Source organism: Stenotrophomonas maltophilia (assembly GCF_047497515.2).
In the GTDB taxonomy this organism is placed as follows: Bacteria; Pseudomonadota; Gammaproteobacteria; order Xanthomonadales; family Xanthomonadaceae; genus Stenotrophomonas.
On record NZ_JAXAXL020000002.1, the window covers coordinates 1 to 24,505 of the forward strand.

General features: G+C 67.2%; 25 protein-coding genes. 10 read left to right on the forward strand and 15 right to left on the reverse strand.

Annotation, left to right across the window (positions count from 1 at the left end; translation table 11 throughout):
- Window positions 1–272 precede the first annotated feature (272 nt).
- Genes ACMZPQ_RS03705 through ACMZPQ_RS03725 form a run of 5 tightly spaced genes read right to left on the reverse strand, consistent with a single transcriptional unit; the run spans window position 273 to window position 2,971 of the window.
- The gene (locus ACMZPQ_RS03705) at window positions 273–1,082 is read right to left on the reverse strand and encodes a D-alanyl-D-alanine carboxypeptidase family protein (RefSeq protein WP_197583880.1); all 810 of its coding nucleotides are present in this window, start codon (window positions 1,080–1,082) and stop codon (window positions 273–275) included.
- A 9-nt stretch (window positions 1,083–1,091) separates the two neighbouring features.
- A complete protein-coding gene (locus ACMZPQ_RS03710; RefSeq protein ID WP_197583881.1) occupies window positions 1,092–1,685 on the reverse strand; it encodes a PH domain-containing protein in 594 nt (197 codons plus the stop codon).
- A 3-nt stretch (window positions 1,686–1,688) separates the two neighbouring features.
- Entirely contained in the window at window positions 1,689–1,868 is a 180-nt protein-coding gene (locus ACMZPQ_RS03715) for a DUF4177 domain-containing protein (protein WP_197583882.1), read from the reverse strand.
- Window positions 1,865–2,044, reverse strand: a complete 180-nt coding sequence (locus ACMZPQ_RS03720; protein WP_197583883.1) for a type II toxin-antitoxin system antitoxin — start codon at window positions 2,042–2,044, stop codon at window positions 1,865–1,867. The genes ACMZPQ_RS03715 and ACMZPQ_RS03720 overlap by 4 nt, the downstream gene beginning before the upstream one ends.
- 45 nt (window positions 2,045–2,089) lie before the next feature.
- Complete coding sequence (locus tag ACMZPQ_RS03725) at window positions 2,090–2,971, reverse strand: SPFH domain-containing protein (protein WP_197583884.1); 882 nt, start codon at window positions 2,969–2,971, stop codon at window positions 2,090–2,092.
- 137 nt (window positions 2,972–3,108) lie between these two features.
- On the opposite strand from ACMZPQ_RS03725, the gene purT reads away from it, so the two are divergent.
- Window positions 3,109–4,296, forward strand: coding sequence for a formate-dependent phosphoribosylglycinamide formyltransferase (gene purT / locus ACMZPQ_RS03730; RefSeq protein ID WP_197583885.1), 1,188 nt, complete (start codon window positions 3,109–3,111; stop codon window positions 4,294–4,296).
- A gap of 77 nt (window positions 4,297–4,373) precedes the next feature.
- Here purT and ACMZPQ_RS03735 read toward each other — a convergent pair whose 3' ends face one another.
- Window positions 4,374–5,582 carry an endonuclease/exonuclease/phosphatase family protein gene (locus tag ACMZPQ_RS03735; protein WP_197583886.1) on the reverse strand — a complete coding sequence of 403 codons (1,209 nt, stop codon included), beginning with the start codon at window positions 5,580–5,582 and terminating at the stop codon, window positions 4,374–4,376.
- 38 nt (window positions 5,583–5,620) lie between these two features.
- Window positions 5,621–6,376 (reverse strand): arginyltransferase, encoded by a 756-nt coding sequence (locus tag ACMZPQ_RS03740; RefSeq protein ID WP_197583887.1) that lies wholly within the window; start codon window positions 6,374–6,376, stop codon window positions 5,621–5,623.
- Window positions 6,377–6,532: 156 nt separating this feature from the next.
- Between ACMZPQ_RS03740 and ACMZPQ_RS03745 the strand changes: the two genes are divergently transcribed.
- Window positions 6,533–7,099 carry an EF-hand domain-containing protein gene (locus ACMZPQ_RS03745; protein ID WP_197583888.1) on the forward strand — a complete coding sequence of 189 codons (567 nt, stop codon included), beginning with the start codon at window positions 6,533–6,535 and terminating at the stop codon, window positions 7,097–7,099.
- Between the two features lie 51 nt (window positions 7,100–7,150).
- Here the strand turns inward: ACMZPQ_RS03745 and ACMZPQ_RS03750 are convergent, their stop codons facing one another.
- The 4 genes from ACMZPQ_RS03750 to ACMZPQ_RS03765 all read right to left on the reverse strand — a co-directional run bounded on the left by ACMZPQ_RS03750 (window position 7,151) and on the right by ACMZPQ_RS03765 (window position 10,859).
- Window positions 7,151–8,368, reverse strand: coding sequence for an RNA polymerase sigma factor (locus ACMZPQ_RS03750; RefSeq protein WP_197583889.1), 1,218 nt, complete (start codon window positions 8,366–8,368; stop codon window positions 7,151–7,153).
- A 152-nt stretch (window positions 8,369–8,520) separates the two neighbouring features.
- Window positions 8,521–9,030 (reverse strand): pathogenicity-like protein, encoded by a 510-nt coding sequence (locus ACMZPQ_RS03755; protein ID WP_414486185.1) that lies wholly within the window; start codon window positions 9,028–9,030, stop codon window positions 8,521–8,523.
- A 4-nt stretch (window positions 9,031–9,034) separates the two neighbouring features.
- Window positions 9,035–9,955, reverse strand: coding sequence for an acyl-CoA thioesterase II (tesB, locus tag ACMZPQ_RS03760; RefSeq protein WP_004148214.1), 921 nt, complete (start codon window positions 9,953–9,955; stop codon window positions 9,035–9,037).
- Between the two features lie 127 nt (window positions 9,956–10,082).
- The gene (locus tag ACMZPQ_RS03765) at window positions 10,083–10,859 is read right to left on the reverse strand and encodes an enoyl-CoA hydratase/isomerase family protein (protein ID WP_312646965.1); all 777 of its coding nucleotides are present in this window, start codon (window positions 10,857–10,859) and stop codon (window positions 10,083–10,085) included.
- Window positions 10,860–10,893: 34 nt separating this feature from the next.
- Between ACMZPQ_RS03765 and ACMZPQ_RS03770 the strand changes: the two genes are divergently transcribed.
- Window positions 10,894–11,340: a copper chaperone PCu(A)C gene (locus ACMZPQ_RS03770; RefSeq protein ID WP_197584018.1), complete on the forward strand. Its 447-nt coding sequence runs from the start codon at window positions 10,894–10,896 to the stop codon at window positions 11,338–11,340.
- Window positions 11,341–11,495: 155 nt separating this feature from the next.
- Here the strand turns inward: ACMZPQ_RS03770 and ACMZPQ_RS03775 are convergent, their stop codons facing one another.
- The 3 genes from ACMZPQ_RS03775 to uvrA all read right to left on the reverse strand — a co-directional run bounded on the left by ACMZPQ_RS03775 (window position 11,496) and on the right by uvrA (window position 15,728).
- Window positions 11,496–12,221: an enolase gene (locus tag ACMZPQ_RS03775; RefSeq protein ID WP_197584020.1), complete on the reverse strand. Its 726-nt coding sequence runs from the start codon at window positions 12,219–12,221 to the stop codon at window positions 11,496–11,498.
- Between the two features lie 97 nt (window positions 12,222–12,318).
- Entirely contained in the window at window positions 12,319–12,726 is a 408-nt protein-coding gene (locus ACMZPQ_RS03780; RefSeq protein ID WP_006424673.1) for an acyl-CoA thioesterase, read from the reverse strand.
- A complete protein-coding gene (gene uvrA / locus ACMZPQ_RS03785) occupies window positions 12,726–15,728 on the reverse strand; it encodes an excinuclease ABC subunit UvrA (RefSeq protein WP_197584022.1) in 3,003 nt (1,000 codons plus the stop codon). Before uvrA ends, ACMZPQ_RS03780 begins: the two co-directional genes overlap by 1 nt.
- 319 nt (window positions 15,729–16,047) lie before the next feature.
- Between uvrA and rplU the strand changes: the two genes are divergently transcribed.
- The 3 genes from rplU to cgtA all read left to right on the forward strand — a co-directional run bounded on the left by rplU (window position 16,048) and on the right by cgtA (window position 17,895).
- Window positions 16,048–16,365, forward strand: a complete 318-nt coding sequence (gene rplU, locus ACMZPQ_RS03790) for a 50S ribosomal protein L21 (RefSeq protein ID WP_197584023.1) — start codon at window positions 16,048–16,050, stop codon at window positions 16,363–16,365.
- Between the two features lie 11 nt (window positions 16,366–16,376).
- Window positions 16,377–16,640, forward strand: coding sequence for a 50S ribosomal protein L27 (gene rpmA, locus ACMZPQ_RS03795; RefSeq protein WP_004148333.1), 264 nt, complete (start codon window positions 16,377–16,379; stop codon window positions 16,638–16,640).
- 202 nt (window positions 16,641–16,842) lie between these two features.
- On the forward strand, window positions 16,843–17,895 hold the full coding sequence (gene cgtA, locus ACMZPQ_RS03800) for an Obg family GTPase CgtA (protein WP_006424789.1): 1,053 nt from the start codon (window positions 16,843–16,845) through the stop codon (window positions 17,893–17,895).
- A 222-nt stretch (window positions 17,896–18,117) separates the two neighbouring features.
- Here the strand turns inward: cgtA and rpsT are convergent, their stop codons facing one another.
- The gene (gene rpsT / locus ACMZPQ_RS03805; RefSeq protein ID WP_005408560.1) at window positions 18,118–18,387 is read right to left on the reverse strand and encodes a 30S ribosomal protein S20; all 270 of its coding nucleotides are present in this window, start codon (window positions 18,385–18,387) and stop codon (window positions 18,118–18,120) included.
- Window positions 18,388–18,504: 117 nt separating this feature from the next.
- Here rpsT and murJ point away from each other — a divergent pair, with 117 nt between their 5' ends.
- From murJ to lspA, 4 genes are all read left to right on the forward strand, one after another.
- Window positions 18,505–20,109, forward strand: a complete 1,605-nt coding sequence (gene murJ / locus ACMZPQ_RS03810) for a murein biosynthesis integral membrane protein MurJ (protein WP_040008511.1) — start codon at window positions 18,505–18,507, stop codon at window positions 20,107–20,109.
- Between the two features lie 75 nt (window positions 20,110–20,184).
- Window positions 20,185–21,132 carry a bifunctional riboflavin kinase/FAD synthetase gene (locus ACMZPQ_RS03815; RefSeq protein ID WP_053449120.1) on the forward strand — a complete coding sequence of 316 codons (948 nt, stop codon included), beginning with the start codon at window positions 20,185–20,187 and terminating at the stop codon, window positions 21,130–21,132.
- A complete protein-coding gene (gene ileS / locus ACMZPQ_RS03820; RefSeq protein WP_312647189.1) occupies window positions 21,129–23,960 on the forward strand; it encodes an isoleucine--tRNA ligase in 2,832 nt (943 codons plus the stop codon). Before ACMZPQ_RS03815 ends, ileS begins: the two co-directional genes overlap by 4 nt.
- The gene (gene lspA, locus ACMZPQ_RS03825; RefSeq protein ID WP_006424833.1) at window positions 23,960–24,484 is read left to right on the forward strand and encodes a signal peptidase II; all 525 of its coding nucleotides are present in this window, start codon (window positions 23,960–23,962) and stop codon (window positions 24,482–24,484) included. The genes ileS and lspA overlap by 1 nt, the downstream gene beginning before the upstream one ends.
- Window positions 24,485–24,505: the final 21 nt, after the last annotated feature.

The following is a 24,505-nucleotide window of genomic DNA, read 5'->3' on the forward strand; positions in this document are numbered from 1 at the left end:
GTGGCCATCGTGGCGGTGATGCGGAAGATGCTGGTGATTCTCAACGCCCGCGTGCGTGACGCTCAAGGCGGATCGATCCCCGCCTGAAGCCAGCCCCGTGCGCGCTGCAAGAGGCTGCCGGCCAGCGGCCGGCACTACCGTGCGTGTCTGCCGGAGAAGCTGAGGCCCCTGCCTCAACACAGTTGCTCCAGGGACGGATTCACAGCGTCCCCTGCCCAGCCTACCTGCCCGGACAGCTCCATGAATTTCGCCTTGCGGCCGCCACGAGGGGCTCAGCCGTTGGCCGGCTTCCAGCACCAATGCCAGGGTTCGTAGACGATGCCGTGCGGGTTGTCGCGTGGGTAGCTCAGCTGGAAGCCGTGCGCGCCGGCATGGGACTGCAGCCAGGCGAACGCATCGGTGGCGTCGAAGGATTCCTCTGCCGGCGCATCGCCCGGGGTGCCGATATCCAGCGCATGACCGCTGTGATGCTCGCTGAAGCCCGGTGCTGCATTGACCTTCAGGATCTCCGCCACGCCCAGGCCACGCGCGCGCTTACGCTCGAAGATCCCCAGCTGGTAGGCATGGCTGCGGAAACCGGAGATCGCGTCCAGCGCGATGCCATCCTGCGCCGCGTGCAGGCGCATCCGTCGCCAGCCCTGCGCGGCGCTGCGCCGCAGCCACAGCGGGCGGGCGAAGCGGTCACGACCAGCGAAATGCAGCAGGCAGGGTTCCGGTTCCAAGGGCAGGCCGCTGTCGTCGGCGTAGCGCTGTGCGTCCAGGCCCAGCTGCTGCAGGCGCTGCTGTAGCCCGGCCAGTGGCAGCCATTGATCTTCCAGCGCAGCGCCGAACGGTCGGCCTGCCGCTGCGTCCAGCAGTGCCAGCGCCTCCTCGGTCCCGGGTTCACGCGCCAGGCGCGGCACCATCGAATGCACGCCGTGCGCCCGTACGGCCGCCAGGTAGCGGCCATCACGCTTGCGCCGCAGCACCCATTGCGCCTGCGCCAACAGGCGCGCATCGGTAGTGCTGCGTGCACGCAGCAGATCGGCGGGCCACACTTCGATGGCCTCGGTATTGAGCAGCAGGGGCGGGCGTCGTTGCATCGCCGCAGCTTACTGCCGCGGCGCCGGTGGGGCCACTTTGCGCAGTGCATCCAGCAGCGCCTGTGGCCGGTCCATGCTGAGCAGCAGCGTGCTGCCGTCGCTGACCGGTAGGGCCAGGACACGGGTACGGTCGGTGACCAACGCAAACCCCTTGCCGCCGCTCTTCAAGCGGAAATGACCGGAATGGAAGCCCGGCATCGAATAGCCGTTGGTCTTGAAGCGGATGCCGTAGCGGCGGTCGTGGCCGAGATCGACCACCTCGGCCTGATCCAATCGCAGTTGCGCCACCGGAACACGCCGCCGATACAGCGTCGAGCGTACATCCAGTACGTCGCCGGCCAGTTCCACCCGGCGGCGGAAGAAAGCCGCGCCCAGCCCGACAGCAAATGCGGCGATCACCAGCAGGCTCCATGCGGCGCTGCCACCCATCCGGAACCAGGGCGGCGAGAGCGTCACTTCCATCCACGGCGCGTTGGCGCGGGCAGTGTGCAGCTGCGCGTAGACGCTGATGGCGAACGCCAGCAGCAATGGCAGCACCACCCACAGCACGCGGAACGGCGAGCTCTCCGCCACGTCGAAGCGCTTCGGGTCGCTGCCGCTCATGGCTCAGATTTCCTTCTTGAAGACCAGCATGGCTGGGCGCATCGGCGCCGGAATGATGATGTTGACCAGCTCCCAGCCCAGCAGCCCCTGGCGGGTCAGTTCGCTCTGGATGTCCTCGGCCTTGTGCAGGCCCATCATCGAGGTCTTCACTTCAATCGTCTGGTAACTCCAGCGCGTGCTCATTCCTTGTCCTCCGGCGATGATTTGGGTTTCGGCAGGCGTCCTGCCTTGCGCAGGGCGTCGCGCAGCACGTATTCAATCTGCGCGTTGAGGCTGCGCAGCTCGTCGTCAGCCCAGCGCTGTGCCGCGGCCAGGACCTCGGCATTGATGCGCAGCGGATAGGCTTTCTTCTCACTCATGAAAACTCCTGGCGGGGCGGTGGGGCGCCCCGTTGCGAGGGTGGTTCAGTACAGCGAACCGGCATTGACGATCGGCTGGGTGCCGCGGTCCGAGCACAGCACGGTCAGCAGGTTGCTGACCATGTGCGCCTTGCGCTCCTCGTCCAGCTGCACCACGCCGTTCTTCTGCAGTTCGGCCAGGGCCATCTCGACCATGCCGACCGCGCCGGCAACGATGCGCGTGCGTGCGGCGATCACCGCATTGGCCTGCTGCCGCTGCAGCATGGCCTGGGCGATTTCGGCGGCATAGGCGAGGTGGCTGATGCGCGCGTCGATCACCTGCACGCCGGCATCGGCCAGGCGCTCGGCCAGCTCGTTCTTCAGGTGCTGGGAGATCTCGCTGGCGTGGCTGCGCAGGGCCAGCTGGCCGTCCTCGTGCTGGTCGTAGGGATAGCTGGTGGCCATCGCGCGCAGCGCCGATTCGGACTGGATGTGCACGAAACTCTCGTAGTCGTCCACGTTGTAGACCGCCTCGGAGGCATCGACCACCTGCCAGACGATCACTGCGGCGATCTCGATCGGGCTGCCGTCGAGCTCGTTGACCTTCAGCTTGCCGCTCTCGAAGTTGCGCACGCGCTGGCTGACCCGGCGCTTGCTGTAGAAGGGGTTGTTCCAGCGCAGGCCGTTGTCCTTCACCGTGCCCACGTACTTGCCGAACAGGCTCAGCACCGCGGCCTGGTTGGGCTGGACGGTGTACAGGCCGGCCAGGATGAACACGCCCGCCGCGACCAGCAGGACGCCCAGCAGCATCAGCAGCAGGTTGGGCGAGCCGGTGCTGGCCTTGGCGGCGACCCCGAGCACGAACAGGGCGGCACCGGCGAGGGCAACGAGCAGCGCGCCGGCCAGCGTGCCGAGGCCGTTGAGCGAGGACAGCGACTTCTCTTTCATGGCAGTACGTCCTTGAGGGGTCGGAATAAAGATATCAAAGTGATATCAGGTTCGAGCTACCGTTCGTCGGATGCCGTGGCCGGGGTGCCCGGCCAGCTAGAATGCCCACCCGCCTTCACATCGCTGCTGGAACCGCCATGGCCAAGCTTGGAACTCCGTTGTCCCCCTCCGCCACCCGGGTGCTGCTGCTGGGCTCGGGTGAACTTGGCAAGGAGGTGGCCATCGAGCTGCAGCGGCTGGGCGTGGAAGTGATCGCCGCCGACCGCTACGCCGATGCGCCGGCAATGCAGGTCGCGCATCGCTCGCACGTGATCGACATGCTGGACGCGATGGCCCTGCGCGCGCTGATCGCCCAGGAGCAGCCGCACCTGGTGGTGCCGGAGATCGAAGCCATCCACACCGAGACCCTGGTCCAGCTGGAACAGGAGCAGGGCCTGCGGGTGATTCCGACCGCGCGCGCCGCACGCCTGACCATGGATCGTGAAGGTATCCGCCGCCTGGCCGCCGAAACCCTGGGCCTGCCGACCTCACCGTACCGCTTTGTCGATACCGAGGCCGAGTACCGTGCCGCCGTGGCCGCGATCGGCCTGCCCTGCGTGGTCAAGCCGGTGATGTCGTCGTCCGGCAAGGGCCAGAGCACCCTGCGCAGCGAGGCGGACATCGCCCCGGCCTGGGAGTACGCGCAGACCGGTGGCCGTGCCGGTGCCGGCCGCTGCATCGTGGAAGGCTTCATCGATTTCGATTACGAGATCACCCTGCTGACCGTGCGCCACGCAGGCGGTACCTCGTTCTGTGCGCCGATCGGCCACCTGCAGAAGGACGGCGACTACCGCGAGAGCTGGCAGCCGCAGCCGATGTCGAGTGCGGCGCTGGCGCGTGCCGAAGAGATCTCGCGCGCCATTACCGACGATCTCGGTGGTTGGGGCCTGTTCGGCGTCGAGCTGTTCGTGAAGGGCGACGAAGTGTGGTTCAGCGAAGTGTCGCCGCGCCCGCATGACACCGGCCTGGTGACGCTGGTGTCGCAGGAACTGAGCGAGTTCGCGCTGCACGCGCGCGCCATTCTTGGGCTGCCGATTCCGGTGATCCGCCAGAGCGGCCCGTCGGCCTCGTGCGCGCTGCTGGCGCATGGCGAAGGCGTGCCGTACTTCAACAACGTCGCTGCCGCGCTGCAGGTGCCGGACACCGCCGTGCGCCTGTTCGGCAAGCCCAGCGTGCACGGCCATCGTCGCGTGGGCGTGACCCTGGCGCGTGCCGAAACCGTCGACGAAGCGCGTTCGATCGCGCGTGACGCCGCCGACGCCATCGGCGTCGAACTGCGCCCGTAAGGCGATAGCGCCGGGCCATGCCCGGCGGCCGAATTCCGGTGGGTACCGACCGTTGGTCGGTACCCCATCGACACCGGTTACGGTTTTACGTCCACCCACACCAGGTGGTGGTCGCTGCCGTCGGCGATCTTCGCTTCCGGGCTTTCATTGGCCGGCCAGAAGATGCCGCTGCCGATGTACTCGAAACCCGTCGAGGGCAGCACGTAGTCCAGGCGCATGGTGCCGGACTTCGGGCCGAAATCGCCGGTGGCATGGAACGGCGCGCCCTTGCGTGCGATGCCCTTGGCCGCATAGGCCAGGCTGGTCTGCTCGCCGCCGACGCTGCGCGGGGTGGGGTAGCGCAGCACGCGGGCGTTCTCGATCAGTTCGACGATCGCCTCATGGCGCCCATCACCATCGACCGGGTCGTTGTTGAGGTCGCCCAGGATCACGAAGCGTGCGTCCTGGGCCAGGCCGCCGCACTGGCCCTTGTCGTCGCACAGCCACGGCTTGTCACCCTTGGACAGGTACTCCTGCCATAGGCGCAGCTCGTCGTGGTTGCGCGCGGCATTGCGCTTTTCCGGGCCGTCGAACACCGGCGGCGTCGGGTGCGAGACCAGCGCATGCACCACGCCGGCCGGGGTCTTCACCGGCACGTCCCAATGCGACTTGGAGGACAGCCGCAGCTGCGACCACACGTGGTCGTTGTAGAAGCTCTTGCCGGTGCGCGGGTCAACCGGACGGATCGCGCCGGGCATCGTGCTCCACTTCAGCAGCTGGAAGCTGCGCACCTTGGCTTCATCGATCGGGTAGCGCGACAGCACCAGCATGCCGTACTGGCCCGGGTGCAGGCCGTAGCCCCAGGCATCGTTGCCGCGGCTGCGGCCTTCGCCGCCGACCACGCCGTTGTTGTCCAGGTCCAGGCCGCTGGGCAGGCCGGTGTTGACCGGGGCCAGGTAGCGGTAGGCGAAGTGCAGCGGCTTGCCGCCGCCGGGCTGGGCCACTTCCAGGTAGCGCTTCTGGAACAGGTCGGCGGCGCGATGGGCGTCGTCGAAGTCGAACTCGTTCAGCAGCACCAGGTCCGGGCGCACCTGCTGCAGCACCGCGGCGATCTTGCGTGCGTGTTCGCTGTCGCCTTCCAGTTCCTTGATCAGGCCACCGGCGTCATCGGAGTACAGCGAGGTGTTGTAGGTGGCCAGGCGCAGCGCAGCGGACGGCTTTTCGGTCATCGCGGGGGACGTGGCGAAGGCGGGGGCGGTGGCGCCGCAGAGCAGGGCCAGGGCGAGGATCAGGGGTTTGGCGTTCATGGGCCGTATTGTGCACCCGGCCCGGTGTCAGCGGTTTGTCAGCGCCCGTCCAGATCCTTGTCGAAATCGTGCCAGCGGCGGCCGTCGTAGGCTTCCAGCGGATGGAAGCGGCGCTTGTAGTCCATCTTCTGGTGGCCGCGGATCCAGTAGCCCAGGTACACGTGCGACAGGCTCTCGCGGCGCGCCCACTCGATCTGCTGCAGGATCGCGAAAGTGCCCAGCCCGCGAGCGGCATGGTCCGGGTCGAAGAAGGTGTAGACCGCCGACAGGCCGTGCTCGGTGACGTCGGTCACCGCCACCCCCAGCAGCTGGCTGGGTTGGCCGTCGTGGCCGGGCAGGCGCATCTCCATGAAGCGGGTGTGCGACCAGCTGCCGATCAGGAACTGCTCGAATTCGTGCGGGCCGTGGTCATCCATGCCGCCGTTGGCGTGGCGGTGGGTGAGGTAGCGGTGATACAGCGCAAACAGGTCGTCACGGGCGGTGGCGGCAGTGATCCGCACCTCCAGGTCGTCATTGCGGGCGGCACAGCGGCGCTGGCTACGGTCCGGTGCGAAGCGGGCCACGGGAATGCGTACCGCCACGCAGGCCTGGCAATGCGCGCAGTGCGGGCGATAGACCAGGTCGCCACTGCGGCGGAAGCCCCAGCTCAGTGCCAGCGGGTACAGGCCACCCAGGCGGCGGTCGTGCGGGTCCAGCACCAGGTCGCGCGCCACCCGGTCCGACCAGTACCCGCAGGGGTGCTCGCCGGTCTGGAAAAGTCGCAGTTCGTCGTCTCTGTCGCCATGCATCGCCATGGGCACAGCATAGCCCCACCCCGTCGCAGTGGCGGCGACTGTCCGCTGGATGAACGGAACTGGCAGCGACGTCAACCGATGTCGCGCCCGGGCGTTGTTGTCCCCCGAGGGTGAAGTGATCACCCCGACGCAATTCCCATCCCCAGGAGTGACTCCATGATCCGTACCCCCCTGCTGCTGGCCCTGCTGCTCGGCACCTCCGCTTCCGGTATCGCGCTGGCGGCCGACACGCCGACCACGCCGGCGCAGCGCCCGGCCAAGCTGGACACCAATGGCGACGGCGTCATCGACCGCAGCGAAGCCGCTGCCAACCCGCGTCTGGCGGCGAAGTTCGACGAGCTGGACAAGAACAAGGACGGCAAGCTCTCGCGCGATGAACTGCCGCGCTGGAAGCACGGTCGCCGTGGCCACGGTGGTGAGCGCTGGGCCAAGCTGGACGTCAACAAGGACGGCCGCATCAGCCGCGAGGAAGCCAAGGCCGATCCGCGCCTGGCCGCACGCTTCGACCAGCTCGACCTCAACAAGGACGGCTACCTCGACAAGGCCGATCGCGAACTGCGCGTGAAGCAGATGCGTGATGCCTGGTTCGCCGCGGCCGACACCAACAAGGATGGCCAGCTGAGCAAGGCCGAGTTCGATGCGGCCAAGCGCCCGATGCACGGTGGTCCGCGTCAGGGCGGCCCGCGCGACGGTGCTGCGCCGAAGCCGCAGCCGCAGCGCTGAGGTTCAACACAGTGATTTACGACAACGCCGGCGTACTGCCGGCGTTGTCCGTTACAGCCGGCCGCTGCGCATCAGCGAATACAGCACCAGTGCGATCACCATCAGGTTCATGGCGATGATGCCGGTGCGGCCGTACATCGATTCGTACTTCCAGTTGGTTCCACTGCGGCCGCGACGCGCCGAATCGCGCGCGATCATCGGTGCCATCACCCGCTGCAGCGGCACCAGGCACTGGTAGTTGACCACGCCCAGGCCCACGGCCAGCACCAGCAGCTGCGCCCAGACCGGCACCTGCAGCATCACCGCCAACAGGATCGCCAGGCACCAGAACATGCCGGTGGTGATGTTGAGGTAGAGGAAGCGACGCACGTCGGTGCGCTCCGCGTCGGTCTCGGTGTACGACATCAGGAAGCGCCCGCCGAGATAGCTGCCGATCGCTCCGCCAATCACGCCACCGATGACCGCGCCCCAGCTTTCGGCCGGCAGCACGTGCAGCTGGCCCAGCGTGGCAGTCAACGAGCCCAGCGCGGTGCCGCCTGCCGCACTGGCACCGCCGAGGCCGAGTTTGCTGCCACCGATGCCGACCCCGGTGCCGAGCAGGATCGCCGCGCTGGCGGTGCCGGGCGCAGCCACCAGCACCATCGACACCACGGCAGTGGCGAACGCCGCACTCGGGGCGCTGCTGCGGGCGAACTCGCCGAAGCGCTGCAGCAGGCCGTCGCGCACCAGGGCACGGGCGCGCGAGAGGCGCTTGCGCACGGCTGCATCGCTGAGCCCGAGCAGGTCGGCGACCTGCTGCGAGCGCTGGCCTTCGCGGTAGTACAGCAACAGCACTTCGCGGCTGTCGGCGGGCAGTGCGGAAATGATGTCCTCGGCGGCGATCTCTTCTTCCACCCGCTGCAGCCGGTCGGCCGCCTCCGGGGATGGGTCGGCGGCCATGCCCAGCGCAACCTCGGCGGCTTCGCCGGTCAGTGGCCGGCCATGTTGCGCACGCAGCCAGTCGCGGGCCAGGTTGCGGGTGATCTGCCGCAGCCAGGGCAGGAAGCTGGTTGAACTGCGCAGCTGGTGCAGCTGCTGCCAGCCCTTCACGAAGGCTTCCTGGGCGATGTCCTCGCTGGCTTGGCGGTCGCGGGTGATGGCCAGCGCAATGGCGGTGACCGTGTTCTGGCAGGCCAGCACGATGCGGCCATAGGCATGCTGGCAGCCGCCGGCGGCTGCCGGCAGTTCACGTTCCAGCGTCTGGTCGATCGATACGGCGAAGGTCGTCACGGCGGCTCTCCTGCTGGGATTGTGTCCCATGACGGAGCCGCGCGCGAAGTGTGACCGGCCTTCTGCACGGTAGTGCCGGCCGCTGGCCGGCAACCGCAGCCCGCCGGCCGGGTTCATGAGGTTGCCGGCCAGCGGCCGGCACTACCCGTGCGTCATTGGGTGGGCTGGATGCGGACCCGGACTTCTTCCTCTTCCGGCCCAGCCTGCGGGGCAGGTTGCGCCTGCTGCGGTTGGGCCTGCGGGGCGGGGGCCGGCGCAGTCGGCGCCGGGGCGCCGCGATGGCGCAGGCCGATCACCAGCGCCACGCCGGCGATCACCACCAGCAGGGCGATGCGGATGCGCCAGGCCCAGCTGCGGCCGCCGCCCTTGGTTTCCTGCATGTCGCGGAAGGCGAATTCGGCGGTGGGATGATCGCGGCGGGTGGTGTCGAGCAGGCGCGCCTCGCGCAGGATTTCACGCGCGCGCGGCTGGTCGTCGGCGCGCACGATCCACACCGCCGGGTAGGCGCTGGCGTTACCCAGGTCGGTATAGCTGAACTGGCCGCGGCGGCGGGTCTTGTACGAGCGCCCATTGGTCACCTTGACCTCGATGCCATGCCCGCGCAGGAGCTCGGCCACGCCTTCCACGGTTTCCACGCGCTGGCTGCTGAAGATCTGGCGCATCGGATCAATCCTTTGCCGGCACGGCGGCGGCCGCTGCCTGGTCGGGAACGACGCGGATCAGGCCTTCCTGCGCGGTGCTGGCGACCAGCACGCCGTTGCGGGTGAAGAACTGGCCGCGGGCCAGGCCGCGCGAATCCTGTGCGCTGGGGCTGTCCAGCGAGTACAGCAGCCAGTCGTCGGCACGGAACGGGCGGTGGAACCAGATGGCGTGGTCGAGCGAGGCCATCTGCACATGTGGGTGGTAGTAGCTGATGCCGTGCGGGAACGTCGCGGTGCCCAGCAGGTGGAAGTCGGAGGCATAGGCCAGCAGCGCCTGGTGCAGCTCGGGTGCATCGCCGACCGGCTCGCTCAGACGCAGCCACACCTGGTGGTAGGGCGGGCGCTTGGGCGGGTTCAGTTCGTCGCGCGGGTAGACGTGGCGGAACTCGAACGGGCCGCCGCGCGACAGCCAGCGCTGCACCTTGATCGGCAGCCGCTCCAGCACTTCGGCCGGCAGCGGACGGTTCGGTTCGATGTCTTCCGGCTGCGGCACTTCGGGCATCTTGTGCTGGTGCTCGGCACCGGTTTCGGCCTGCTGGAACGAGGCCGCGCAGAAGAAGATCACCTTGCCGTGCTGGATCGCGGTGACCCGGCGCACCGAGAAGCTGCCGCCATCGCGGGTACGGTCCACGTCGTAGACGATCGGGTGGTCGATGTTGCCGGCGCGCAGGAAATAGGCGTGCAGCGAATGCACGTGGCGGCCGTTGTCGACCGTGGCCTGCGCCGCGGCCAATGCCTGGCCCAGCACCTGCCCGCCGAACACGTACTTGGTGCCGATGTCGCGGCTCTGCCCGCGGAACAGGTTGTCCTCCAGCCGCTCCAGGGTGAGCAGGTCGATCAGCTCGGAGACGACGGGTTCGGGCGTGTCGTTCAAGGGGGCAGCCACAGCAATGAAGAGGGCCTGATTATACCGGTCCAGTCCGGCCCATCATCGGTAGTGCCGGCCGCTGGCCGGCAACCTCATGATCATCTTGGGGTGCCTGCGATTGCCGGCCAGCGGCCGGCACTACCGTTTACTTGCCGAGCCGGGCCACCAGCGCCTGCAGGGCGTTCTGTGCGTCCGGGGCGAACCAGGCTTCGACAAAGCGGTCCAGCTGGATCAGGTCCGGGTGCAGGGCTTCGTGCAGGTCGGCGCGGGCAACCGCGCGGGTCAGCAGCATCGGCTGGCGCGGCTGCTTCAGCAGGTTCTGCAGCCAGGCCAGCGCACGCGCCACCACCAGGTCACCTTCAGCCAGTTCATCGACCAGGCCGATCTGCAGCGCCTGTTCGGCCGGCACCAGCGAGCCGGTGGTCAGCAGGACGCCGGCGCGGTGAACGCCCACCGCGCGGCGCAGCAGGCGCTGGATGCCCTCCGGCGCGATCAGGCCCACCTGCACTTCGTTCAGGCCGATGGCATACGGGCGCGAAGCATCGGCACTGCGGGCCATCACCCGGTAGTCGCAGCACAGCGCCAGCACGCAGCCGCCGGCCGGGGCATGCCCGGTGATCGCCGCGACCACCGGGATGCGGCTCTCGGCCAGCGTGCGCACGGCGCCAAAGAAGGCGTTCCAGGTGTCCAACAGCTTGTGCTTGTCATCGCCGTGCGAGAGCAGGTGCGGCACGTCCATGCCACCGGTGAAGATGCGTTCGCTGCCCGACAGCACGATGCCGTGCGCGTCTTCGGCCATGGCCAGCTCGATGGCGTGGATCAACTGCCGGCACAGTTCGGTGTCCAGTGCGTTGACCGGCGGCCGCGCCAGGCGCAGTTCGCGGATGGGGCCGTGGTTGATCACCTCGATGAGCGTCGTCATGCTGCGTTCTCGTTGCGAAGAAGGAACCTGGGCGATGATAACCAAACCATTCGTTGGCGTATTGTTGATGATGTGTGCGGCCGCAGCATCGGCATCCACCGCCGAGACGACGTGCGTCACCGTCGAGCAGGGCTGGGCGCGGTTGCCGCCGAATCCGGCGATGCCGATGACCGCCGGCTACGGCGTGATCCACAACGGCTGCGGCAAGGCGGTGGTGATTACCGGTGCGGCCAGCAGCAGCTTTGGTGATGTGTCGCTGCACGAGACCACGATCACTGACGGCGTCAGCCGGATGCGCGCGATCGAGCGCCTGCCGCTGGCACCGGGCGCTCGTGCCGAACTCAAGCCCGGTGGCCTGCACCTGATGCTGATGCAGGGCAAGGGCGCATTGAAGGACGGGCAGGCGTTGCCACTGCGGTTGCAGCTGGAGGGCGGTGGCGAAGCGAGTGCGACGCTGGTGGTGCGCAAGGCCGCGCCGTAAGCGCGCGGGGAAACGGCAGGCTGCTGCTGAAGCAAGGGGTTGGGATGGCCGTCGTAGCGTCGCGGACGCTCGGCGCGACCGGAATATCCGGTAGTGCCGGCCGCTGGCCGGCAGCGTGATGAATGCCGGCCACCGGCCGGCATTACCACGGTGGCTTATGACCAGTCGTAGGAGAACAGCACCGTGCGGCTTTCCGGCTCATAGAGCATCACGATCGCATCGGCGCCGGTAGCGCACCAGTTGTAACCAGCCACGTCGGCCACGGCGAAGAATTTGTTGCCGTCGCGGGTGATGATCACCGTTTCGGCATCGTCCGCAGCGTTGGGGTCATCGGCCGCCTCGGTGAAGGCCAGCGCGAAGGCCGCGGGAATCTCCGCCGTCTCGGTCCAGTTGCCGAAACCGATCGGGCCACCCAGCGTATCCAGATAATCGCGTTCGCTGGCTTCACCCTTGCCATAGCGCGAATAACACGCGAGGCGACCATGCGCGGCATGGTAATCGCGGGCCTTGGCGTAGCTCTCGCGCATCTGCGCGATGTGTTCCTGCGCGTCCTTGTCGTCTACTGCATCACCGATGAAGTAGCCCTCGTTGCCGAGGAAACGCATCTCGTTGCCGGCGGTCAGTTCGAAGGCGATCCAGTTGGTGCCGGTGAACGCGTTGTGGTGTTCTTCGGTGGTCTCGCCGATACAGCCTTCATACGGCTCGATCGGGCACAGCATCGTCGCCACCTGGCCGACCAGTTCCGGGCGCAGCACGCCCAGGTCGATCTTCAGCAGCGGCAACAGGTGCTGGCCGAGCCACGCCTGGTCGGCGGGGAAGACATCGGCGGGGAAGGCGACCATGCCGGGCAGCAGGTCGCGCAGTTCGGTGTGGTGGATCATGTCAGTCCTTTGAACAGTGTCGGTAGTGCCGGCCGCGGGCCGGCATCCGCGATACATCTGGAGGTTGCCGGCCAGCGGCCGGCACTACCAGAGTGCCTCAGGTAGACGCGCTGCGGATCGCCTCCGGCAGCGGTGCGCTCTTGCCGGTCTGGGTGTCCATCCAGACCACCACCACGTTGCCGTCCGAATACAGCTTCGATTCGTCCTGCTGGTCGACGATGCGGTGGCCGATGGTCACGCTGCTGTTGCCCAGGCGTTCGACGAACAGTTCGACCAGGATGTCGTTGGGCCACACGATCGGCAGCCGGTAGTTGACGTTGGTCGCGGCCACCACCGGTGCGATGCGGTCGGTCATCGACACGCCGTCCACGCCCAGCATCCAGCGCACGCGGGCTTCTTCCAGGTAGGAGATGTACTTGGCGTTGTTGACGTGGCCCATGCTGTCCATGTCACGCCAGCGCACGCTGATCGGGATGCGGGCCAGGATCTTGTGTTCGCTGCTCATCAGGCGTCCTTCTTCTTCTTGCTGGCGGCAGCAGTCTTGCTGGCCTTGCCGGTGCTTGTTGCCGCCACCGCCTTCTTGGCCACCTTGGCGGGCTTTTCAGGCTTCACCTTGCGCGGTGGGCGGGCGTCGGGCTTGTTGGCCACGGCGGCCGGGCGTTCCGGTCGCGCGCTGGTGGACGGCAACATGCGCGCCAGGAACTGGCCGGTGTACGACTGCGGGCAGGCCGCCACGTCTTCCGGCGTGCCGGTGACCAGGATGGTGCCACCGCGATGGCCACCTTCCGGACCCAGGTCGACGATCCAGTCGGCGGTCTTGATCACGTCCAGGTTGTGTTCGATCACCACCACCGTGTTGCCTTCGTCGCGCAGCTTGTGCAGCACGCCCAGCAACGCTTCGATGTCGTGGAAATGCAGGCCGGTGGTCGGTTCGTCCAGGATGTACAAGGTGCGCCCGGTATCGCGGCGCGACAGTTCCTTGGACAGCTTCACGCGCTGCGCTTCACCACCGGACAGCGTGGTCGCGCTCTGGCCAAGCTTGATGTAGCTCAGGCCCACGTCGACCAGCGTTTCCAGCTTGCGGGCGATCGACGGCACCGGCTCGAACAGCTTCAGCGCATCCTCGACGGTCATTTCCAGCACGTCGTTGATGTTGAAGCCCTTGTACAGGATCTCCAGCGTCTCGCGGTTGTAGCGCTTGCCATGGCAGACGTCGCACGGCACGTACACGTCCGGCAGGAAGTGCATCTCGACCTTGATCAGGCCATCGCCCTGGCATGCTTCGCAGCGGCCGCCGCGCACGTTGAAGCTGAAACGGCCCGGCGAATAACCACGCGCACGCGCTTCGGGCACCTGCGCGAACAGCTCGCGCAGCGGGGTGAACAGGCCGGTGTAGGTGGCCGGGTTCGAACGCGGGGTGCGGCCGATCGGCGACTGGTCGATGTCCACCACCTTGTCGAACAGGTCCAGGCCATCGATCTCCTTGTACGGGGCGATCGGATGCGAGGAACCGTTGATCTCGTTGGCGGCCAGCGAGAACAGGGTGTCGTTGATCAGGGTCGACTTGCCCGAGCCGGACACACCGGTCACGCAGGTCAGCAGGCCCGACGGAATCGCCAGGTCCACGCCCTTGAGGTTGTTGCCGCTGGCCCCGCGCAGGTGCAGGGTCATCTTCGGGTTCGGCTTGTGCCGGCGCGCCGGGATCTCGATCGCGCGCTTGCCCGACAGGTACTGGCCGGTCAGCGAGCGCGGTGCCTCCAGGATGTCCTGCAGGGTGCCCTGGCCGACGATCTCGCCGCCGTGCACGCCCGCGCCCGGGCCGATGTCCAGCACGTAGTCGGCCAGGCGTATCGCGTCCTCGTCATGCTCGACCACGATCACCGTGTTGCCCAGGTCGCGCAGGCGGGTGAGGGTGCCGAGCAGGCGCTCGTTGTCACGCTGGTGCAGGCCGATCGACGGCTCGTCGAGCACGTACATCACGCCGACCAGGCCGGCGCCGATCTGGCTGGCCAGGCGGATGCGCTGCGCTTCGCCACCGGACAGGGTGTCGGCCTTGCGCTCCAGGGTCAGGTAATCCAGGCCCACATCGACCAGGAAGCCCAGGCGCTCACCGATTTCCTTGACGATCTTGGAGGCGATCTCGCCACGCCAGCCCGGCAGGCTCAGTTCGCTGAAGAACTTCAGTGCTTCGTCGATCGGCAGCACCACCAGGTCCGGCAGCGGGCGGTCGGCCACGAACACGTTGCGTGCCGCCTTGTTGAGGCGGGCGCCATGGCATTCCGGGCACGGCTGTTCGCTGATGTACTTGGACAGCTCCTCGCGCACCGCCGGCGATTCGGTTTCCTTGTAGCGGCGCTCGAGGTTGGGAATGATGCCCTCGAAACGGTGCTTGCGCTGCGTGCGGCCGCCGGCTTCGGTGAAGTAGGTGAAGGTGATCGCTTCATCGCCGCTGCCGTACAGCACGGCCTGCTGCACGTTTTCCGGCAGAGAGTTCCACGCCGCATCGACGTCGAACTTGTAGTGCTTGGCCAGCGAGGCGATCAGCTGGAAGTAGTAGGCGTTGCGGCGATCCCAGCCGCGCACCGCACCGGCGGCCAGCGACAGCTCGGGGTGCACCACCACGCGCGACGGATCGAAGAATTCGGCCATGCCCAGGCCATCGCACCCGGGGCAGGCGCCCATCGGTGCGTTGAACGAGAACAGGCGCGGCTCCAGTTCCGGCAGCGAGTAATCGCACACCGGGCAGGAGTACTTGGAGGAGAACAGCGTCGGTGCGGCGTCGGCCGTGTCCAAGCTCTGCACCGAGGCCATGCCGTCGCCCAGCTTCAGCGCGGTCTCGAAGCTCTCGGCCAGGCGCTGCTTGATGTCTTCGCGCGGGCGGAAGCGGTCGATCACCGCCTCGATGGTGTGCTTCTGGCGCAGCGCCAGCGGCGGCACCGCGTCGATTTCATGCAGCTCGCCGTCCACGCGCACGCGCACGAAGCCCTGCGCGCGCAGCTGGTCGAACACCTGCGCATGCTCGCCCTTGCGGTCGCGGATGACCGGCGCCAGCAGCATGTAGCGCTGTTCCGGGTCCAGGGTCAGCACCTGGTCGACCATCTGGCTGACCGTCTGTGCTTCCAGCGGGTAGCCGTGGTCCGGGCAGCGCGGGGTGCCGACGCGGGCGTACAGCAGGCGCAGGTAGTCGTAGATCTCGGTGATCGTGCCGACCGTCGAACGCGGGTTGTGCGAGGTCGACTTCTGCTCGATCGAAATCGCCGGGGACAGGCCTTCGATGTGGTCCAGGTCCGGCTTTTCCATCACGCTCAGGAACTGGCGCGCATAGGCCGACAGCGACTCGACGTAGCGGCGCTGGCCTTCTGCATAGATGGTGTCGAACGCCAGCGAGGACTTGCCCGAGCCGGACAGGCCGGTGATCACGATCAGCTTGTCGCGGGGCAGGTCGAGGTCGATGTTCTTGAGGTTGTGCGTCCGCGCACCGCGGATGCGGATGAAATCCATCGCCATGGGGGATCCGGTTGTGGGGGCGTTGGCTGGGTGCCGGGCCAGCAGGGAACGGCAATCGGTCAGCCTACCGAGGTGACCAGATGGGGGCAATGGGCGACAATGCCAGCCCGGTGTCTCACCTTGTGAGACAAGGCTTTATGAAGGGGTCAGATCCTTTTCACGGCGTGAAGAGGGATCTGCCCCCGTTCCGGCAGGGGGCGGCCCGGGGCGTTCAGGGGTTGACTTGACCGGCGCCCATTGATCTGCGTACAATCCCGCTCCTGTCCGCCCTCGATGGCGACAGTCCATAGACCACAATAACTACAGAGGAAGTCTGGTCATGTACGCAGTACTGGTCACCGGCGGTAAGCAATACCGCGTGGCGCAGGGCGAAAAGCTCCGCATTGAAAAGCTCGAAGTCGAAGTCGGCAGCGAGATCAAGTTCGACAACATCCTGCTGCTCGGCGACAGCGATGGCATCAAGATCGGCGACGCCCTGAACGGCGCTGCGGTCACCGCCACCGTCCTGTCCCAGGGTCGTGCTGACAAGGTCCGGATCATCAAGTTCCGTCGCCGCAAGCACCACATGAAGCGTCAGGGTCACCGTCAGTACTACACCGAAATCGAGATCACCGGCATTGCCGGTGGCAGCAAGTAAGGAGATAGGTCATGGCACATAAAAAGGGCGTAGGCTCCTCGCGCAACGGTCGCGACTCCAACCCGAAGTACCTGGGCGTCAAGATCTTCGGTGGCCAAGCCATTGAAGCCGGCAACATCATCGTGCGTCAGCGCGGCACCCAGTTCCACCCGGGCTCGGGCGTCGGCCTCGGCCGCGACCACACCCTGTTCGCCCTCGTGGACGGCAAGGTGGAGTTCTCGGTGAAGGGCGCCAAGAAGCGTCGCACCGTCAGCGTCGTGTCGGTCGAAGCCTGATCAGGCTTGGCTGGCGGCCATGCCCCGGCATGGCCTTGCTGGTCGAATCGCACGCTGCATGAAGAGCCCCGCTTCGGCGGGGCTTTTCGTTAGAGTTACCGGGTAAAAGGAAGACCGGCCGCGCCGGGCTGCGGGCCATGCGCGCCCGCATTACATTCAAGGCGACGGCGCAGATGCCGCGCCCATCGCAGGCATCGAAACAATGAAACTGGTAGACGAAGCAGAAATCGAAGTGTTCGCCGGCAACGGCGGCAACGGCTGCATTGGCTTCCGTCGCGAGAAGTTCATTCCGCTCGGCGGCCCGGACGGCGGCGACGGCGGTGCGGGCGGCAGCGTGTACATCCGCGCCGACGAAAACCTGAACACCCTGGTCGACTTCCGCCATGACCGCATCTTCAAGGCGCAGCGCGGCGAGAACGGCATGGGCCGCCAGGCCTATGGCAAGGGTGGCGAAGACCTCACCATCACCGTGCCGGTCGGCACCGTGGTCATCAACGTTGCCACCGATGAAGTCATCGGCGACCTGACCCAGCACAACGACCGCCTGCTGGTGGCCAAGGGCGGCCGCGGCGGCCTGGGCAACATGCATTTCAAGAGCTCGACCAACCGTTCGCCGCGCCAGGCGCTGCCGGGCGAGCCGGGCGAAGAGCGCACGCTGAAGCTGGAGCTGAAGCTGCTGGCCGATGTCGGCCTGCTGGGCTTCCCCAACGCCGGCAAGAGCACCCTGATCCGCGCCGTCTCGGCGGCAACGCCGAAGGTGGCCGATTACCCGTTCACCACGCTGTACCCGAACCTGGGTGTGGTGAAGGTGGAGAACTACCGCAGCTTCGTGATCGCCGACATTCCCGGCCTGATCGAAGGCGCGGCCGATGGCGCCGGCCTCGGTGCGCAGTTCCTGCGCCACCTGCAGCGCACCCGCCTGCTGCTGCACCTGGTGGACATCTCGCCGATGGAAGGTGGCGTGGAGGGTATTTCTCCGGTGGAGCAGGTGCGTGCGATCGAGCGCGAACTGGAAAAGCACGATCCGGAGCTGCTGAACAAGCCGCGCTGGCTGGTGCTGAACAAAGCCGACCTGATGTTCGAGGACGAGGCCAAGGCCGCGGCCGAGCAGATCGTCGCCGAGCTGGGCTGGAAGGAGCCGTGGTTCCTGGTGTCGGCGCTGGGTCGCGAAGGCACCTTCCCGATCATGAGCCGGATCATGGCGTTCTTCGATCGCCAGAAGGAAGACGAGCTGGAAGCCCGCAACGCGCAGTAATGCTGTTGTGGTTCCATGCGAAAAACCCGGCCGAGGCCGGGTTTTTCATTTTCCGGTAGTGCCGGCCGCTGGCCGGCATTCCTCGCAATTGCCGGCCAGCGGCCGGCACTACCGGTCGCGCGGACCCCCAGGATCGCCCGGATTGCAGGCAACAAAAAACCCGGCCGAGGCCGGGCTTTTGTCTGCTGCCCGCACCCCGAAGGGCGGGGCGGCAACGCCGGATCAGGCGGCCTTGAGGGCCTTGATGCGGTCGTTCAGGCGGCTCTTGTGGCGAGCAGCCTTGTTCTTGTGGATCAGGCCACGCGCGCTGAAGCGATCCAGGATCGGCTGGGCAACGGCGAAGGCGGCTTCGGCGCCGGCGGCATCGTTGGCGTCCAGCGCCTTGATCACTTTCTTGACAGCGGTGCGCAGCATCGAGCGCTGAGCCACGTTGCGCGCGTTGCGCACGACGGTCTGCTTGGCGCGCTTCTTGGCGGACTTGATATTGGCCACGGTGGTGGTTTCCTGAAAAAATCGGTGTTATGGGAACAGCAAGCTAGCTAGTATGATGGCGTAAGAAATGCACGTCAAGTCGATTGTCAAGAGGGACGCTGAGTGAGTTCACCCAAGTTGTTGCGGGGCCTGCTGTCGTTCAGCAGCATGACCATGGTCTCGCGCGTCCTTGGACTTGTCCGGGACTTCGTGGTGACCACCACGTTCGGCACCAACGCCATCACTGATGCTTTCTGGGTCGCCTTCAGGGTACCCAATTTCCTGCGCCGGTTGTTCGCCGAGGGGTCTTTCGCCACCGCTTTCGTGCCGGTGTTCACGGAAGTGAAGGAAACCCGCAGCCACGCCGAGCTGCGCGAACTGATGGCCCGCACCGCCGGCACCCTGGGTGGGGTGCTGATGCTGGTCACCGCGCTGGCGCTGATCTTCGCGCCACAGCTGGCCTCGGTCTTCTCAAGCGGTGTTGATACCGATCCGGTCAAGCAGGGCCTGCTGGTCGACCTGTTCCGCCTGACCTTCCCGTTCCTGCTGTTCGTCTCGCTCACCGCCCTGGCCGGCGGCGCGCTGAACAGTTTCCAGCGCTTTGCGATGCCGGCGCTGACCCCGGTCATCCTCAACCTGTGCATGATCGCCGGCGCGCTGTGGCTGGCACCGCGGCTGGGCGGCACCCCGGAGAAGCAGATCCTGGCACTGGGCTGGGCGGTACTGGCCGCGGGCATCCTGCAGCTGCTGTTCCAGCTGCCGTCGCTGAAGGGCATCAACCTGCTGACCCTGCCGCGCTGGGGCTGGAGCCATCCGGGCGTGCGCAAGGTGATGACGCTGATGGTGCCGACCCTGTTCGGTTCCTCGGTGGCGCAGATCAACCTGCTGCTGGATACGGTCATCGCGGCCAAGCTGACCGACGGCTCGCAGTCCTGGCTGTCGCTGGCCGATCGCTTCCTGGAGCTGCCGCTGGGCGTGTTCGGCGTGGCGCTGGGCACGGTGATCCTGCCGGCGCTGGCCCGCCACCACGTCAGCACCGACCGTGAAGGCTTCTCGCGTTCGCTGGACTGGGGCCTGCGCATGACCCTGCTAATCTCGGTGCCGGCCATGCTCGGCCTGCTGCTGCTGGCCGAGCCGCTGATCGCGACCATCTTCCAGCACGGCCAGTTCAGTGCCTTCGATACCCGCATGACCGCGTTGTCGGTGTACGGCCTGAGCTTCGGCCTGCCGGCGTTCGCCCTGCTGAAGGTGGTGCTGCCGGCGTTCTACGCGCGGCAGGACACCAAGACCCCGGTGCGCGCCGGTATCGCCGCGCTGGTGGCCAACATGGTGTTCAACTTCGCGCTGCTGGCCGTGCTGTACCAGGTGATGGTGCCGGACGAACTGAAGGCCCAGGGTGTGATGGCGGCCATCGGCAAGCAGCCGGGCCTGCACCTGGCGCTGGGCATTGCCAGCGCGCTGTCCAGTTACCTGAACCTGGGCCTTCTCTGGTACTGGCTGGGCAAGACCGATGTCTACCAGCGCCGCCCGGGCTGGGGCGGCTATCTGCTGCGCCTGCTGCTGGCCTGCCTGGCCATGGTCGGTGTGCTGCTGGCGCTGCTGTACTGGCTGCCGGGCTTCTCGGCGATGAGCGTGTGGGAGCGGATCGGTGCCCTGGCGCTGCTGGTCGGTGGCGGTGGTGCGACCTATGCGGTGGCGATGGTGGCGATGGGCTTCCGCCCGCGCGACCTGCGCGGGCATTGATCGCGGCCCGTGGCGGCTATACTTCAGGGTTACACCATTGAAGCGGCGGCCCCGGTCGGGCCGGAACGAGAGTTGATGAGCAGGCTGTTCAGAAGCGTCGAGGGCGGGGAGCTGTTCCCCAACGGAAGCGTGGTCTGTATCGGTGCATTCGACGGCCTCCACCTGGGGCATCGTGCGCTGGTCCGCCACGCGGTCGCCCGCGCGCGCGCCTTGGGCGTGGCCGCGGTGGCCGTGGCGTTCGAGCCGCTGCCGCGTGAATTCTTCGCCCAGGGCACGCCGCCACCGCGGCTGACCCTGGCGCGCAGCAAGGTCGAGATCCTGCGCGAGCTCGGCGTCGATGCGATCGGCCTGCTGCGTTTCGACGCGGCGATGGCCGCCATGCCGGCCGAGGACTTCGTGCGGCGCCTGCTGGTGCACCGGCTGGGCGCCCGCGAAGTGTGGATCGGCCCGGAGTTCTGCTTCGGCAACCGCCGCCGTGGCGACCTGGCCCTGCTGCAGAAGATGGGCGCTGAGCTGGGCTTCAGCGCTGGCGAAATCGAAGCGGTGGACCTGCACGGTGAGCGCATTTCCAGCACCCGCATCCGCCAGCTGCTGCAGGATGGCGACTTCGCCCGTGCAGGCGACCTGCTCGGCCGTCCGTACGCGATCAGCGGGCGGGTGGTGCGCGGGCGCCAGCTCGGCCGCACGCTGGGCTTCCCCACCGCCAACCTGCGCTTCCCGAAGACCCCGGCGCTGTCGGGCATCTACGCGACCTGGGTGCACGGCGTGTTCGACCAGCCGTGGCCCTCGGTGTCCAGCTTCGGCACGCGGCCGACCGTGGACGGCGTGGAGCCGCTGCTGGAAGCCCACCTGTTCGATTTCCAGGGCGACCTGTACGGGCGCCACATCGACGTGGAGTTCGTCGCCAAGCTGCGCGACGAAGAGAAATTCAATGATCTGGCGGCACTGACCGACCAGATGCACCGCGACGCCGAACAGGCGCGCGCCATCCTTTCCGAACATAGATTGCGAGCCACTGCGTGAGCCAGGACTACAAGACCACCCTGAACCTGCCAGCCACCGAATTCCCGATGCGCGGCGACCTGCCCAAGCGCGAGCCGGGCATTCTGGCGCAGTGGGAAGCGCAGGGGCTCTACCAGCAGCTGCGCGACAACGCCGCCGGCCGCCCGCTGTTCGTGCTGCATGACGGCCCGCCGTACGCCAACGGCCGCATCCACCTCGGCCACGCGGTCAACAAGATCCTGAAGGACATCATCGTCAAGTCGCGCTACCTGGCCGGCTTCGATGCGCCCTACGTGCCGGGCTGGGACTGCCATGGCCTGCCGATCGAGATCGCGGTGGAAAAGAAGTGGGGCAAGGTCGGCACCAAGCTCGACGCGGTTGAATTCCGGCAGAAGTGCCGTGAGTTCGCCGAAGAGCAGATCAACATCCAGCGCGTGGACTTCAAGCGCCTGGGCGTGACCGGCGACTGGGACAACCCGTACAAGACCCTGAGCTTCGACTTCGAGGCCAACGAGATCCGCGCGCTGGCCAAGGTCGTGGCCAATGGCCACCTGGTGCGTGGCGCCAAGCCGGTGTACTGGTGCTTCGACTGTGGTTCGGCGCTGGCCGAAGCCGAGATCGAGTACCAGGAAAAGGAATCGCCGGCGATCGACGTGGCCTACGCCGCGCGCGATGCGCAGGCCATTGGCCAGGCGTTCGGCGTGAGCGTGCCGGCCGACGTCGAAGTGGCCGTGCCGATCTGGACCACCACGCCGTGGACGCTGCCGGCCTCGCTGGCCGTTTCGCTGGGCGCGGAGATCAACTACGTGCTGGCCGAAGGCCCGGCCCACAACGGCAAGCGCCGCTGGCTGGTGCTGGCCGCCGCGCTGGCAGAGCGCGCGCTGCAGCGCTACGGCGTGGATGAAGTCGTGCTGCACGGTGAAACCACCGGCGCGGCGTTGGAAAACCAGCTGCTGGCGCACCCGTTCTACCCGGAGCGCGAAATCCTGGTGCTCAACGGCGACCATGTCTCCGACGAGGACGGTACCGGTGCGGTGCACACTGCGCCCGGCCACGGCCAGGAAGACTTCGTGGTCAGCCAGAAGTACGGCCTGCTGGACAAGTACAACGCCGGCCAGGTCACCCCGATCGACGGCCGTGGCGTGTACCTGGAATCGACCCCGCCGGCCGGTGACGTGGTGCTGGCCGGCCAGCACCTGTGGAAGGCGCAGGAGGCCATCGTCGGCGTGCTGCGCGACAACGGTTCGCTGCTGGCCTTCCACCCGATCCGCCACAGCTACCCGCATTGCTGGCGCCACAAGACGCCAGTGGTGTTCCGCGCCACCCCGCAGTGGTTCATCTCGATGGACAAGGCCAACCTGCGCACCGATGCGTTGGCCGCCATCGACACCGTCGGCTGGTTCCCGGCCTGGGGCAAGGCGCGCATCCAGAGCATGGTCGACGGTCGCCCGGACTGGACCATCTCGCGCCAGCGCACCTGGGGCGTGCCGATCGCACTGTTCACCCACCGCCAGACCGGCGAGATCCATCCGCGTTCGGTGGAGCTGATGCAGCAGGTCGCCGACCGCGTCGAGGCCGACGGCATCGACGTGTGGTACTCGCTGGATGCCGCCGAACTGCTGGGCGCCGAAGCGGCCGACTACGAGAAGGTCACCGACATCCTCGACGTCTGGTTCGATTCGGGCGTGACCCATGAAGGCGTGCTCGCCGCGCGCGGCTTCGGCAAGCCGGCCGACCTGTACCTGGAAGGCTCCGACCAGCACCGCGGGTGGTTCCAGTCCTCGCTGCTGACCGGCGTGGCGATCGACAAGCGCGCCCCGTACAAGCAGTGCCTGACCCACGGTTTCACCGTGGACGAGCACGGCCGCAAGATGTCCAAGTCGCTGGGCAACGGCATCGAGCCGCAGGACATCATGAACAAGCTGGGCGCGGACATCCTGCGCCTGTGGATCGCCTCGGCCGACTACAGCAACGAGATGTCTCTGTCGCAGGAGATCCTCAAGCGCAACGCCGATGCCTACCGTCGCCTGCGCAACACCGCGCGCTTCCTGCTCGGCAACCTGGACGGCTTCGACCCGGCCCAGCACCTGCGCCCGCTCGACCAGATGGTCGCGCTGGACCGCTGGATCGTGCACCGCGCGTGGGAGCTGCAGGAGAAGATCAAGGCGGCCTACGACGGCTACAACATGGCCGAGATCGTGCAGCTGCTGCTGAACTTCTGCAGCGTGGACCTCGGCTCGCTGTACCTGGACGTGACCAAGGACCGCCTGTACACGATGCCGACCGACTCGCACGGTCGCCGTTCGGCGCAGAGCGCGATGTACCACATTGCCGAAGCGTTCACCCGCTGGGTGGCGCCGATCCTGACCTTCACCGCCGACGAGCTGTGGGGCTACCTGCCGGGCGAGCGTGCCGGGCACGTCCTGTTCACCACCTGGTACGACGGCCTGGCGCCGCTGCCGGCCGATGCCCAACTCAACGCCACCGACTTCGACCAGCTGCTGGCCGTGCGCGAGCAGGTGGCCAAGGTGCTGGAGCCGATGCGTGCCAACGGCGCGATCGGCGCCGCGCTGGAAGCGGAGATCACCGTCGCCGCCAGCGAAGAGCAGGCCGCGAAGTGGCAGCCGCTGGCCGATGAACTGCGTTTCCTGTTCATCAGCGGCGACGTGCAGGTGCGCCCGGCAACCACCGACGAAGTGTTCGTCAGCGCCCAGCCGACCACCAAGGCCAAGTGCGTGCGCTGCTGGCACCACCGCGCCGATGTCGGCAGCAACGCCGACCATCCCGAACTGTGCGGCCGCTGCGTGAGCAACATCACCGGCGCCGGCGAACTGCGGAGCTGGTTCTGATGAGCACTGCACGCCCGCATCCCAACGCCCTGGTCTGGCTGCTGTTGTCGGTCGTCATCATCGGCCTGGACCAGTGGTCCAAGGCCTGGGTGCTGTCGAGCCTGCCGGAGTTCCAGCCGGTGGTGGTCATCGATGGCTTCTGGAACTGGTACCGCACCTACAACACCGGCGCGGCGTTCAGTTTCCTGAGCGACGCCGGTGGCTGGCAGAAGTACTTCTTCACCGCGCTGGCGATCGCCATCAGCGGCCTGATGGCCTGGTGGCTGCGCGGCACTGCCCGCGGCAACTGGAAGGCCGCGGTGCCGTATGCGCTGATCATCGGCGGTGCCATCGGCAACGTGATCGACCGCCAGGTGCACGGCCACGTGGTCGATTTCATCCAGTGGTACGTGGGCAGCTACACCTGGCCCTCGTTCAACATCGCCGATTCGGCCATCGTGGTCGGTGCCATCGGCATCGCCCTGTTTGGCCTGTTCGACGGCAAGTCCGCCAAAAAGGCGGATAATGCCAACCCGAAACCGTAAGCCGGCCGCTGCCGGGAGATT

Coding starts and splice junctions, on each gene's coding strand:
- ACMZPQ_RS03715 (WP_197583882.1), bottom strand. CDS start 1,868: ATGAGCACGCGCTGGAGTTACCAGACGATTGAAGTGAAGACCTCGATG.
- ACMZPQ_RS03755 (WP_414486185.1), bottom strand. CDS start 9,030: ATGCGCCAGATCTTCAGCAGCCAGCGCGTGGAAACCGTGGAAGGCGTG.
- ACMZPQ_RS03780 (WP_006424673.1), bottom strand. CDS start 12,726: ATGAGCAGCGAACACAAGATCCTGGCCCGCATCCCGATCAGCGTGCGC.
- lspA (WP_006424833.1), top strand. CDS start 23,960: ATGAGCACTGCACGCCCGCATCCCAACGCCCTGGTCTGGCTGCTGTTG.
- uvrA (WP_197584022.1), bottom strand. CDS start 15,728: ATGGCGATGGATTTCATCCGCATCCGCGGTGCGCGGACGCACAACCTC.
- ACMZPQ_RS03705 (WP_197583880.1), bottom strand. CDS start 1,082: ATGCAACGACGCCCGCCCCTGCTGCTCAATACCGAGGCCATCGAAGTG.
- ACMZPQ_RS03770 (WP_197584018.1), top strand. CDS start 10,894: ATGATAACCAAACCATTCGTTGGCGTATTGTTGATGATGTGTGCGGCC.
- ACMZPQ_RS03775 (WP_197584020.1), bottom strand. CDS start 12,221: ATGATCCACCACACCGAACTGCGCGACCTGCTGCCCGGCATGGTCGCC.
- ACMZPQ_RS03735 (WP_197583886.1), bottom strand. CDS start 5,582: ATGAACGCCAAACCCCTGATCCTCGCCCTGGCCCTGCTCTGCGGCGCC.
- ACMZPQ_RS03765 (WP_312646965.1), bottom strand. CDS start 10,859: ATGACGACGCTCATCGAGGTGATCAACCACGGCCCCATCCGCGAACTG.
- ACMZPQ_RS03740 (WP_197583887.1), bottom strand. CDS start 6,376: ATGGCGATGCATGGCGACAGAGACGACGAACTGCGACTTTTCCAGACC.
- cgtA (WP_006424789.1), top strand. CDS start 16,843: ATGAAACTGGTAGACGAAGCAGAAATCGAAGTGTTCGCCGGCAACGGC.
- rplU (WP_197584023.1), top strand. CDS start 16,048: ATGTACGCAGTACTGGTCACCGGCGGTAAGCAATACCGCGTGGCGCAG.
- rpmA (WP_004148333.1), top strand. CDS start 16,377: ATGGCACATAAAAAGGGCGTAGGCTCCTCGCGCAACGGTCGCGACTCC.
- purT (WP_197583885.1), top strand. CDS start 3,109: ATGGCCAAGCTTGGAACTCCGTTGTCCCCCTCCGCCACCCGGGTGCTG.
- ACMZPQ_RS03725 (WP_197583884.1), bottom strand. CDS start 2,971: ATGAAAGAGAAGTCGCTGTCCTCGCTCAACGGCCTCGGCACGCTGGCC.
- ACMZPQ_RS03745 (WP_197583888.1), top strand. CDS start 6,533: ATGATCCGTACCCCCCTGCTGCTGGCCCTGCTGCTCGGCACCTCCGCT.
- ACMZPQ_RS03720 (WP_197583883.1), bottom strand. CDS start 2,044: ATGAGTGAGAAGAAAGCCTATCCGCTGCGCATCAATGCCGAGGTCCTG.
- ACMZPQ_RS03710 (WP_197583881.1), bottom strand. CDS start 1,685: ATGAGCGGCAGCGACCCGAAGCGCTTCGACGTGGCGGAGAGCTCGCCG.
- ACMZPQ_RS03815 (WP_053449120.1), top strand. CDS start 20,185: ATGAGCAGGCTGTTCAGAAGCGTCGAGGGCGGGGAGCTGTTCCCCAAC.